Annotated in this window: 8 protein-coding genes and 1 pseudogene; 4 read left to right on the plus strand and 5 right to left on the minus strand. The window is 35.8% G+C overall.

Annotation, left to right across the window (positions count from 1 at the left end; all coding sequences use genetic code 11):
• Positions 1 to 395 precede the first annotated feature (395 nt).
• A complete protein-coding gene (locus tag IPK35_00320; protein ID MBK8051742.1) occupies positions 396 to 1,745 on the plus strand; it encodes an ATP-binding protein in 1,350 nt (449 codons plus the stop codon).
• Positions 1,746 to 1,864: 119 nt separating this feature from the next.
• Here IPK35_00320 and IPK35_00325 read toward each other — a convergent pair whose 3' ends face one another.
• A complete protein-coding gene (locus IPK35_00325; protein ID MBK8051743.1) occupies positions 1,865 to 4,018 on the minus strand; it encodes a TonB-dependent receptor in 2,154 nt (717 codons plus the stop codon).
• Positions 4,019 to 4,199: 181 nt separating this feature from the next.
• On the opposite strand from IPK35_00325, the gene IPK35_00330 reads away from it, so the two are divergent.
• Entirely contained in the window at positions 4,200 to 4,862 is a 663-nt protein-coding gene (locus IPK35_00330) for a hypothetical protein (GenBank protein MBK8051744.1), read from the plus strand.
• A 107-nt stretch (positions 4,863 to 4,969) separates the two neighbouring features.
• Here IPK35_00330 and IPK35_00335 read toward each other — a convergent pair.
• A pseudogene (locus IPK35_00335) lies at positions 4,970 to 5,773 on the minus strand (DUF4143 domain-containing protein).
• A gap of 97 nt (positions 5,774 to 5,870) precedes the next feature.
• Between IPK35_00335 and IPK35_00340 the strand changes: the two are divergent.
• On the plus strand, positions 5,871 to 6,458 hold the full coding sequence (locus IPK35_00340; GenBank protein ID MBK8051745.1) for a hypothetical protein: 588 nt from the start codon (positions 5,871 to 5,873) through the stop codon (positions 6,456 to 6,458).
• Between the two features lie 454 nt (positions 6,459 to 6,912).
• Positions 6,913 to 9,207, plus strand: coding sequence for an acyl-CoA dehydrogenase family protein (locus tag IPK35_00345; GenBank protein ID MBK8051746.1), 2,295 nt, complete (start codon positions 6,913 to 6,915; stop codon positions 9,205 to 9,207).
• 53 nt (positions 9,208 to 9,260) lie between these two features.
• Here IPK35_00345 and IPK35_00350 read toward each other — a convergent pair whose 3' ends face one another.
• The 3 genes from IPK35_00350 to IPK35_00360 are packed head-to-tail and all read right to left on the minus strand — an operon-like array spanning position 9,261 to position 12,964.
• Positions 9,261 to 12,395, minus strand: a complete 3,135-nt coding sequence (locus IPK35_00350; protein MBK8051747.1) for a DUF3427 domain-containing protein — start codon at positions 12,393 to 12,395, stop codon at positions 9,261 to 9,263.
• A complete protein-coding gene (locus IPK35_00355) occupies positions 12,376 to 12,786 on the minus strand; it encodes a (deoxy)nucleoside triphosphate pyrophosphohydrolase (protein MBK8051748.1) in 411 nt (136 codons plus the stop codon). Before IPK35_00355 ends, IPK35_00350 begins: the two co-directional genes overlap by 20 nt.
• Positions 12,776 to 12,964, minus strand: a complete 189-nt coding sequence (locus IPK35_00360; protein ID MBK8051749.1) for a hypothetical protein — start codon at positions 12,962 to 12,964, stop codon at positions 12,776 to 12,778. Before IPK35_00360 ends, IPK35_00355 begins: the two co-directional genes overlap by 11 nt.
• Positions 12,965 to 13,024: the final 60 nt, after the last annotated feature.

The raw sequence follows: 13,024 nt of genomic DNA on the forward strand, positions 1-13,024 counted from the left end.
AATTTAATATAAAATCTCTTTTATCTTAGGTATTGGACGCTGATATTTTTATAAAAGAATGAGTTATTGAGCGAAATGTAGTCAAAATAACATAGATTTCGCTCAGTGGGTGCATTTTAACTATCCAATAAGATAAGTTAAATGCTGGAAAGGCATAGTCTTGTAAACATTTTAATGCAATTAGAAAAAATTCCAAGTGTACTATTTTGGTAATGACAATTCACTGCAATTTTCTACATTAAGTGCCGTTATGAGTTAATAATAACAACAAATAGGTTACGATATGAGTAAATAAATACATTAATTAAGTGCCGATATGAGTAAATATTAATGGAAAATAAGTAACGATATGATATTTTGTATTATATTTGTGTCAAAATAATAATTATAATACATTGTTTTACAGAAATTTAGAGAAGTATATTGAAGATTGGAAAAATCGAAGCCAACGGAAGCCCTTAATCATAAGAGGTGCCAGGCAAGTAGGTAAGACTACCTTGGTAAAGAAAGTAAGTAGGTCTTTCGATCATTTTATTCAGTTAAACCTGGAAAAAAAGGAAGATCGAAAATATTTTGAGAATCAAGATAACGTCAGTCTAATCGTTGATTTGATAATAATAGATAGAAAGATAAAGATATCAGAGGGTGAATATATTTTATTTTTTATTGATGAAATACAGCAAATGCCCGAGTGTATTGGTTTATTGAGGTATTTTTATGAAGAGCTACCTAAAATACATGTTATTGCTGCGGGATCATTATTAGAATTTGTATTAGGTGATATCACTGCTATGCCTGTAGGTAGAGTAGAACAAGTATTATTGCATCCACTATCATTTGATGAGTTTTTGAAAGCCATCGGTCAGGATGTGTTATTTGAAAAGTGGGATTCACTAAATTTTGATAGTAATTATCATCAGATGTTTTTAAAATACTTTAGATCCTATATGGCAGTAGGAGGCTTGCCGGAAGCAATAAAGACATATGTGGATGATAATGAGTCAATGAAAGGTCTAAATCTTATTTATGAAAATATTTGGTTCAATTATTTAGAAGATATAAATAAATATGGAAAAAATAATTCAGAAAAAAAAGTTTTGAATTATGTCATAGAAAATGCTCCTTATGTATTGGATCGCTTTAGTTTTAATTCATTTGGTCAATCCATGTATAAAGGTAAAGAGATATCAGAAAGCTTCCGTAAACTCCAGCAAGCAAGAATTCTTCAATTAATATATCCTACGACATCTCTTAAAGTTCCAACCATGGTTGATCTCAAAAAAAGACCTAGAATTCAGTTTTTAGATACAGGTTTGTTGCTTTATGTTAATAATAAGGCTGTGGACTTAATCTTAAATGAAGACATGAACGATCAGTTTAGGGGAGCAATTTATAACCATGTCTGCCTTCAAGAAGTGATGTCTCATTCTTACTCTCTAATAGAAAAATACATGTTTTGGGTTAAAGAATCAAAAGATAGCAACGCAGAGGTTGATCTTGTAATTAATCATAATAACAGAATCATACCGATCGAAGTAAAAGCCGGTCCAACAGGGCGGCTTAGATCATTGTTTGAATTCATGGATAGAGTTGACCATAATCTCGCAGTAAGGATTAGTACAAATAAATACTTTGTAGAGGATGTAAAAACAATAAACGGAAAACCATTTACACTTATAAATATACCTGTCTATGCAGCTGGGAAAGTAAGGTCCATAATCGAAAATTTTAAGGATTATACCTAATAGAAAATTGATTGCGAAAATTAAAAATCACAATAATCTGATTTTTAATTAATTGTGATTTAAATTTTTCGCAGAATATTTTCTATTCACTATAATTCTGATATGTGGATTTACCACTTTTACAAATTATTCAATTGATTTTTGTTCTTATCGGCACTGATGGTCCAGAAAAATCCTAGGAATACAAACCGATCTGCCGGCTGTCCGATGGCACGTCTTTGGAATTGTCCATCCATGTCAGACGTATTGGCATATTGATACCCAAATACATTGTCGGTGCCTAAGATATTGGATACAGAAAAGTACAAAATCTTTTGTTGCGTAATCAAGTAGGCCCAGTTGAAACTTAGGTTTTGGAAAGCTTTGGTTTTACCATTCATAAAGGTGTTTTCATTGGGATTATTGTATGGTCTGCCTGAGTTGACGGTGTAAGAAAAGCCAATTTGCGAAGTGAGTTTTTCGATCCAGTGTTTGGTGACGATGGAAAGTGTATGATTTGCAATAAATGAAGGTGTGGCTCGGACAGGAAAGTTTTGGTAGTCACGCTCAGAGTCAATATATGAGTACGAAATCCAGTAATCTGTGTACTTGACAGTTTTGCTATCTCGCCAGAAAACATCGAAACCACGAGCATATCCACTACCGTTATTGTTGTACATGGCATTGAATTGTGGACGCACAGTATTGTACTTTATAAGATTGCTGTAATCTTTGATGTAGGCTTCCGTGCGAAGTAAACGGCCTTCCTTATTGTATTGATAATTGAGAATGTAGTGCTTAGCACGCTCTGTGCTTAGGTTTTGATTGAACTTGATGACTTCATAATTGGGCATTTGGGTAAAATCTCCATAAGCAAAGGAAAACTGGCTACTTTTAGATATTTTGTAAGCCATAGACGCCCTTGGATTAAAGTGAATCTCGTCCAATAAGTCATTTCTTGAAGCCCTTCCACCAATTTTGAATGCTAGGTTTTTGCTTAAAAATATGTCTGATTCGATGTAAGCTGCACCAATGTGATTGGTAAAACCTAGAGGATATTCCATACCTGAAGCTTCTGCGTATTTCTCGTCAAAATCAGTATAAAAGTAATCCAATCCGCCATAAATCGAGATTCTGTCAGAGATAGTGCGTGTGAGTTTGAGTTTAGTATGCATGGCATTTTCAGTATTGTTTAATTGGTCTTTGTCTATAGAAATCCTATTGATTCCCTGACCATAACTTACACCTGTATGAATCATCCAATCCTTTCCTAAGGTACCCTTATAAGTGATATTGCCATAAGTATTCTTATTTTTGAGTGCAAATCTTACTTTCTCCGGACGGTTGATATCTTCATCATTGATATCCAAATGAGAACCATCAAAAGCTGCATAGGCTCTCAATAGACCATTTTTAAATTTATATCTATACACGATTTCTCCACCACCAGATTGTACCGGTTTATTCCAGTCTAAGTCTTGTGGTACGATCTTCTGATACGGCCCGAGATTGATGTATGACAAATTAAGTGTAACGGACTGATTGTCCCATTTTTGGGTTTTACCGAGTCCTAGACCTACTGTCATTAAAGATATATCGGTTTGATTTTGAGTAGGTTCTGCTATGGTATTCAATGATAAGACACTAGACAATGCTTCACCGTATTCGGCACTATATCCACCCGTAGAAAAAGACACGCCATTAAACAAAAAAGGTGAAAAACGACTTCGTGTGGGTGTATTATTGGCTGTCGGTCCGTAAGGTTGTGCTACTCGCATGCCATCAACAAATGTCTGTGTTTCATTGGCTTCGCCACCTCTGACAAACAATCTTCCATCTTCACCGACAGTCTGTGTGCCAGGCAAAGTAGTCAATGCACCTATGATATCTCCTGCAGCACCTGCCGTAGTGACTATGTCGAGTGGTTTCAGGACAGATACTCTTGCTTTATCACCGGCTTCAAAAGTTCCTGCCGTAATGACAACAGCATCCAGTGATGTGACACTTTCCTTTAACTTGACGGTAAGTCCTGACAAAGCAGACACATCGTCTGTTTTTTTGAATGTTTCGTAAGAGAGATAGCTGATCACAAGCGTTTGTACACCTGTTTCTGATGTTTTGAATTGGTAGTCACCATTTTCATCTGTGACAGATCCATCATAACTACCTTCGATAAATACATTGGCGCCGATGATGGCTATGCCTTGCTGATCAACGACACGGCCATTAATACTATTTTGAGACCAGATCGATATGCTACTTAAAAGGAAAAGAATGTTGAATATTTGCTTCATTTTATTTGATTTATGAAGCAAAAGTGGAGACATCCTGCTCTTTAGGCAAAATAAATGGACTCAGTTGTGGATTATGGAGGATGAGTTGTAGGAGAAACATTATTTTTGCAGCTTTACAAAAACTGTATGGAAAGTCTAATGCCAACGATCAAAAAGATAAAATGCTAAATTATTACAGCACATGAAAATACAAGTAAAAATACTCAATATTAAAACAGTCAATGAACTTCCTGGTTATTGGACTAATGATGATTTCATCCAATTGCTGGACAAAATGGATTTGCCCGATGCGGACAAAGTGAAACCTGAAGAACTCAAAGAATTGCTCTATATGGCCATTACAGATTTTGAGCCCAGTGAAGCTGCAGAAATCATCTTGACTTACAAGCTCGGTGGCCAGCTTACAGCAGGTCAGATACAAGACATCAGCCACGATATGGAGGATGAAAAAGTAGCTGAAACCTATGCTAATCCTTCATTTCATTATGATCTGTTCAATATCAATCAGCTATTGTATAGGGCATACAAAGGCAAATTTCCCAATACTGAGGCTTCTGTCATCATGATGGAACTGACCGCAGATGAAAACACTGAAGTCAATAAGGAAATCCTGACCAAAGCGCTGGCACAAAGCCTGAGCGAAAGAAGTATCATACAGCGACTCTATGAAGATCAGGTGACGGGACAAGCTGATTTCGGAGATGCTGAAAAAATCATTTGGACATACAACCAAAAAGAGAAAAATACGTATGAGATCATCACTTCCCGCTATTGGGTGGAGAAAGAAGATATTGAAAAAGGAGAGTATGAAGCAGATATAAAGTTTTTTGAGGAGAAGGATTGACTCTAAAACTCAATTCATATCGTTTTTAGCGATCATAATAGCAAATAAATATACTTATTGGCGATTACGATCGCCAAAAGCGAGTGTTGGTCAAAAAAACAAGCTTTTTACAACTGATTCCAGAAATTACTGCGATTGATAATAAATGTCTCTTTGGGCTGGTAAAAATCAGTAAATGTTGTACTGAATTTAGCATTCTTTTTTTCGTTCCATTTCAATTCAAAAGCACTGATACCATCTCTTCCTTCCTCTACATAATCAATTTCTGCATGCATTTTACTAAGCCAGAACCAACTTTTTACCGGTAGTTTTTGGTAGCTGTTAAACTTCAGTTTTTCTGTGATAAAATAGTTTTCCCACAATGCCCCTATATCGTTACGCTGTCCTATAGGATTAAAATTATTGATAATTGCATTGCGGATACCATTGTCATAAAAGTAAATTTCCTTGAGGTAGAGATCTCCTTTCTGTCATTTCGTGATAATGGATTTAACCGATAGACGACAAAACTCTTTTCAAGCAAATCGATATAATTCACTACCGTTTCCTTATCTATACCTACGGTTTTTGAAAGTTCATTGTAGGAGACTTCGCTTCCCACTTGCCATGCCAATGCTTGTAATAATCTACTTCCGGTTTTCGAATACCTCCTGACTCCAGAATGTCTTTGTAGAGATAACTGCCGGACAGAGAACTGCAATCAATGATTTAATCAACTGAAAATCCGGATTGGACCATAAGAGTCTGTCTGCAGGGTTATCTCCATTGACCATTAAGAAAGTCAGCTTCAGTTCTTCTGCTATTTTTTAAATAAGAAAAGTTTTGCCCACTTGTCTTGGCCCTAGCAAAATAATGGCTTTCTTAAAATCAATTTTTGCTTTAATAATTTCGAAAAGCGCTCTTTTTATCATTATTTGCGATTATGATCTCAAAAAGTGAGTTTTTTGGCATTAAAAATATAAAATACACCAAAAAAATATTAAAACATCTATTATAATAAACTCAAAGATGTTCAGAATTTTTATTGCAACAGCAAGTTTAACTATCATTTTTGTTTCTTCATGTGTTCCAAATAGAATGAATTGCAGTAAATCATACGGGTTGTGGTTGTCAGCTGAAAATCACAAAATCTGGTTTCACATTGAAAAAGCAAACCCTTATCTTTATCCGATAGGACATTTTGAAAAATTTGCAGTAACTGATACATCGTATGTTTTTATCAACCCTGCCAATAAAAAAATAAAATCTGCAACAAAAGAGATAAACTTTTCGGTAGTCTCTGAAAATAAAGATAGCTTATTTCTTATTGGGCCCAAAATATTAAAAAGATGGTTCGGTCTTATCAATGGACAACTACGTGATACATTGGTATTTTCCAGAACTTATCCTAAAAATAGTGGTAATTTTGAGTCGATAGAATTTGAGACAACCGGCTGTTATGGTACATGTCCTCAAATGAAATTGAAAATCAATAAAACTGGTGCAGTGTCCTTTGAAGGAATAGATTACACTGAAAAGAATGGTTATTACTCCGGCAAACTCACAGGTACTCAATTGAATTTCGTGAAGAGAAACCTAAGTTATTTGAATTTTTGAACACTAGATGAGCATTATGAAGCTATGTGGACTGATGATGAAACGTGTAAAATTTCTATTAGGCTCAAAGACAAAATAATAAAAACATCTGTATATGGATTTGATAATGAACCTGTCCCATTAAGGATTTTTATTAATGAGTTGAAAGAACTATATAAAGACATTGATATGAAAAAAGACAGTATGCATGCCTATTATGATCTAATGAAAATACCACCACGATAGTTTCAAATAAGTGCACTATTTATCATGTAGGAGATTAATCATAAATTCGTATAACTATTTTAGATTACAATCCCCAAAAGGGAATATTTCTAACAAATTCGACCAAGATGTCGGGTGAGATACCGACTCATACTATTGATTTTTAGAGTATATTTATGTAAGGCATGGCAAAAGTAAAAGTAATTAAACAATTAATTTGTAAATTGTGCTGAATATATAAATAAGCCTTATGCCACCCACCTTTTCGCCCGGAGTCATCAGCATGTTGCCCTTGTTTTATGTAGGATGGAAAGACAGCATCCTTAGCCCCTCAGAAATGAAACTCATCCACGAGCGGATTAAAAAACTGGACCACCTGACAGCAGAAGATGTCAAATATCTGATAGCACATACTAATCCCGCTCATCCACCCAAACCGGAAGTGTACAAAGAATGGCTTCACGCCATCAAATCTCAGGCTGCACAACTCAGTCATCGCGAAAAGTCGGGTCTCGCACAACTCGGAGCAGAGATGTCATTGCTGCTGTTACCCAACGCGTCTTCTTCAGATGCGCAGGATATGATAGAAGCCATCACATCACTTGAAAAAGCAATGGGTATCGACGATCCGGGCATTCATCAGCGATTATTTAATCAGTTAGGATGGTCACAAATAGCAGACACCGATCATGATTACTTATTTGATCCGGCAAAACTGCACGATATCACAAATTCTTACCAACTCAAAATCAAAAAAGTTACTAAAAATCTACTGCTCGATCCTTTGTTTAATATTGATGAGTCACTGGTAGACAAGGATGTATTACGTGATAAAACACTGGAAAGAGTTCAGGCACTGGCAAAACAGGGATTTGGCGCTTTATCATACCCGATAGCAACCGGTGGGCGAAATGATATAGGCGCTTACATGGCAGTTTTTGAGACACTGGCATACCATGACCTGAGTCTGAGTGTCAAATTCGGTGTACAGTTCGGTCTTTTTGGTGGTGCCATCCTCAACCTGGGTACAAAATATCACCACGATACCTACCTGCCGAAAACGGGCACTGGCGAATATCTCGGTTGTTTTGCGATGACGGAGACAGGCCATGGCAGCAATGTTAAAGATCTGGAGACTACAGCCACATATGACCATACCACCGGAAATATCATCGTCCATTCGCCCACCGAAAGCTCAGGTAAAGAATATATAGGCAACGCACTTCATGCCCACTTTGCAGCAGTATTTGCCCAACTGATAGTAGATGGTACCAATCATGGCATCCATACGGTATTGGTGCAGATCAGAGATGCTCAAAATAATCTCCTTCCGGGCATCAGGGTAATGGATTGCGGTCATAAAATCGGCCTTAACGGCGTGGATAATGGACGGATATGGTTTGACCGGGTTTCGGTCCCCAAACGAAATCTTCTCAACAGATTCGGTGATATAGCACAAACCGGAAAGTACATCAGCCCGATAGAAAATCCCAACAAACGATTTTTCACGATGCTGGGTACGCTCGTGGGTGGGCGCATATGTGTGGGATTGGGGGCGTTGAGTGCCGCAAAAACTGCCCTGAGTATTGCCATCAACTATGCAACAAAAAGAAGGCAATTCTCTCCTAAGGATGGATTACCTGAAACCGTCATTATGGATTATCCGACGCATCAACACCGGCTGATACCCAAATTGGTCAAAAATATTATTTTCCATAATGCCTTGTCTTTCCTGGCAGAAGAATTTGCCTCACAACCTGATGAATCAGAAATCAGAAAAATAGAAACCAAAGCCGCCGGACTGAAATCACTGGCAACATGGCTGAGTTCAGAAACCATTCAAACCTGCCGCGAAGCATGCGGTGGCAAGGGTTATCTTAGCGAAAATACCTTCGGTCGCCTGAGGGCAGATGCGGATATTTTTACCACTTTTGAAGGTGATAATACAGTACTTATGCAGCTGGTAGCCAAGGGATTGCTGACAGAATTTAATCAGGAGTTTCATGAGGCCGGATTTACAGCTGTATTGCGATATATAGGCGGAAAGATCCAGTTCAGGTTATCGGAATACAATCCTTTATTTACCAGAAATACCTCTGTGGAACACCTGGAGAGTGATGAGTTTCTCTCCGATGCACTCAAATACCGCGAAAAGAAAGTGCTCATTGCGCTTGCAGACCGAATGAAATCCTACATAGACAAAAGGATGGAACCCAACGAAGCTTTCCTGAAATGTCAACTCCATATGATCGATGCCGGCCGGGCATACATAGAGCGGCTCGCCTATCGTATGATGGTAAGAAAACTGGAAGAACTGGAAGAATCGCCTGAAAAATCCATACTGACACGTATCAAAAATGCCTTTGCCCTGAGCATCATCATGGAAAACAGGGATTGGTATCTGGAAAACGACTATATGGACGGCAGCAAAACAAAGGCGATCAGACGGGTGTACAATAAACATATCGCGTCATTGAGCCATGATATCAAAGGGCTCGTCACGGCTTTGGGAGTGAATGAGCGGGTGTATTGGGTGCGGGAGTAGAAAGGTTTTTGACGAGGTTCTTTATTGATCATGGTTGGAAAAGATAAGATTCTTTATCCAACCGCCATCTTAGCTGAATCTTTCCAAAGATATGGTGGCATCGGCTCGTTCAGTTCCCATTTTATGCTCATGGGTTTTGAACCATAGTGTTCTGCAAGTTTACCTTCACCTATGAAAACATAAGACATGGTGTTGCCGAATTCATCAGTATTTTGTTCCCGAACAAATAGAAGGATCTTTCTACCTATTTCATCATGGTGAATGTAATCTAATCCTCTCCCACGATCACTCCTTACAGCATTGTGAGATTGCCAGTGAAATAATGTGTCGCTTATTGCAAAATCTTCATAAAGTGTAGTAGGAGAAAAGTCTTTTTCAGATTTATTCAGTGTTATAAACAAAATATCTGTATTCTTATCTTTTATAATAGCATTACCTTCTCTATTGCTGGATTTTTTGTTAAAAGTACTATCTCCAAAAGCAGCAAGTATTTGATCTCGAGTATACCTACCGTGAACTTTTAATGGTTGTTTATATGGTAATAATATTTCCTTCTCTTCAAAATCAATTTTGTCACTGAGTAATTCAAGAACTTCAATAATTTCTTGAATAAGAACTTTGTTTTTACCAATACTACTAATGCTACTTTCCAAAGAATCAAATCCTTCCGCATTTTGCCATACATCATAGTGAAGCATTAAACACATTGACCTTTCAACTTCATCCAAACGGTCAATATCTATTTGAAAAGCTTGTTTGGCTAACTTAAGAATAAAACTAAAATATGAAAATGAACTGCATGACAACCATTTATTATTAATCGTACCCAATATCTCTTTTTCATAACTATCAGAGAAATTTTCCAATTGTCCTGCTCGAGCACAAAGTCTAGACCAGCTATCTTTTTTATAGATTAACTGTAAAGGAATATTATTTAGCTTTACAAAATTCTTCAGGGTTAATGGCAAAGCTGTTTGTTCTTTAAAAAATCTAATTTTTGCAATGAGTTGATTGATATTTAATCTTGTTGCTTTCTTGATATTGTCAAGAATATAATCTTTAGCTTTCTTCTCTAAAATAATACTACATCCCAATGGTAAATGAGGAAACTCATCTTCTATCTCTTTTTGGATTGGTGTATTGGTTTTTCCAATTAATGCTCTAAACTTACCTTCAAAATTATATTCTGGTCGAGAATTGCCAACAAAATCTAAGACAGTCAAACAATCTTTTCCTTCAGCTAGTCGCAAGCCTCTTCCCAACTGCTGCAAGAAAACAGTTAAACTTTCTGTGGGCCTAAGAAACAATACAGTATCAATCTCTGGAATATCAACTCCTTCGTTAAAAATATCGACAACAAATAAATAATTGATTTCTTTATTTGTTAGCCTTTCCCTTATTTCCTTTCTCAACACACTTCTATTACTAACTAAATAGTCTGCCTTCAATCCAGCCAATAAAAATTTTTCAGCCATAAACTGTGCGTGCTCTTGAGTAATACAAAAACCCAAAGCCCTGACATCTTGATAATCCCTTAAATATTTATCAAGATTTTGAATGATCTCTCTAACTCTGTTATCACTTTTAGTATATACTTTAGATAATTCACTTGGTACATACCTTCCATTTTTCCAATCAACATTGGTTAGGTCTATGCTATCAGTTACTCCAAAGTATTGAAAAGGGCATAATAATTTTCTATTTAATGCCTCAGGAAGCCTTATTTCAGCTGCAATTGTGTTGCAAAAATCCGATAATATATCTTCACCATCCATTCTTTCAGGTGTAGCAGTTAAGCCTAATAGGATTGTTGGCTCAAACTGATTTATTATCGGTCTGTAGCTTGATGCGGCAATATGATGTACTTCATCAATAACAATGTAATCATAAAAATTCGAGGTCAAATTTAGTTTTCCAAGTTGGTTATTAAGTGTCTGAACCGAGGCAAAAACATGGTCATATTTTTGCGGTTCAATGCCATCTACCCATAATTCACCAAAATTATTATCTTTTAAAACTCCTTGGTAAGTTGCCTGTGCTTGTTGCAGTATCTCTTTTCTATGAGCTATAAAAAGTATTCTTGATCTGGTATTTGTACTTTTAAATCTCTTATAATCAAATGCAGAAATGACTGTTTTTCCCGTTCCTGTAGCTGCAACTACCAAATTTTTATGGCGATTGTGCACAGTTCTTTCTACTTCTAATTTTTCTAATATTTCTTCTTGAAATGGGAATGGTTTTAAATCAAAATAAGTATTAATTCCTTGATTATTAATTGAACCTCTTTTTAGCGCACTTTTTAATTTTTCGTGATGTCTATCTAAATTATAGGACTCAAATTCTTTATCCTGCCAATATGTGTCAAATGTCTTCTTAAACTTATCTATAATATGGCTAATTTCTTTAGTTGTAATTTTCATATTCCATTCTAATCCGCTAGTAAGTGCAGATCGAGAAATATTTGAAGATCCAATATATCCTGTGTGATAGCCTGTATTCCTGTGGAATAAATATGCTTTTGCATGCAATCGCTCATTTTCAGTATTATAGGAAACCTTTATTTCTGTGTTCTTTAAGGTTGAAAGATATTCAACTGCTTTTAGGTCAGTTGCTCCCATATATGAAGTTGTAATGATGTTCAATTTTCCACCATTTTCTGTGAACTCAAACAGTTCTTTTTCAAATATTCTTATACCTGTCCACTTAATAAATGAAACCAAAAAATAAATATTATCTGCAGATAGGATTTCCTTTTTCAATTCACTTTCTAAAGAAATACCAGCATTACTTCCAGTAAATAATTCACTGTGAGACAATCTAGTGTATGGTGTTATTTCTTTTATGTGTTTGTCAAAATCACCAAACCTTGAATCAACCTTATTAAAGATGGCAGTTAATATTTTACCTTCAGTATCGATAATATCATCATTAAAATCGGCATTGTTGAGTTCATCCCTTAATAAAAAGATGATTTTATTGGAAAGTTCTATTTGCTTTTCCACAGTTTCTTCACCAGAATAAATACCAAGGCCAATTTTAATAACATCAGCCAAATATTGAGTTAGAATTTTTGCTGCTTCTGATTTATCCAGAATCGTATTCTTTATATAAAAATGATTCTTATCAAGTTCATTTAATCTTGATATTACTAACTTATTAATCAATTGCTCATATAGCCCTTCTATCATAGTTTGTTTTTAGGTTTATAATTTCTTTTACAATCGGTACATCTGCTGGTGCCCAATCCAACAATAAAAGTTGGGAATATAGAAGCCATTGAAATTCTTTATGTTCATTTAGAATTATTTCATCTCCAAGATACTTACAAAGATATGGAATTAAAACAATCTCAAAAGTCCCGTAGTCATAGTAGCTTATTGATAATTTTTGCATAATTTCAGTGGATATACCTAACTCTTCCTTTAATTCTCTATGTAAACAAAGTTCTGCTGTTTCATTCTCTTCAATTTTCCCGCCGGGGAATTCCCATTTAAGGGGCAATGACATTTTTTCACTTCTTTGCACACAAAGCACTCTATTGTCGCTGAAAATCACACCACAAACCACTTCAACCACCATGATCTATAACTTCAAGATGTTCCACTCCATAATCTGAAAATATTTCATCAAGCAACGATTTTTTAAAGTCACTTGAGCCCAGTAAAATAGTTGAAAACACTTCAATCCTATCATCCACACTTAAGATATTGAGACAATCAGTATCTCTAAAGAATGCCATAAAATCATCCCTCGTCATTTTTGTAATATTGTATTCTGTTGAGAATTCAAATGTACAATTTTTTCCTATACATCGATG

This window comes from Saprospiraceae bacterium, assembly GCA_016713025.1.
Taxonomy (GTDB): domain Bacteria; phylum Bacteroidota; class Bacteroidia; order Chitinophagales; family Saprospiraceae; genus OLB9.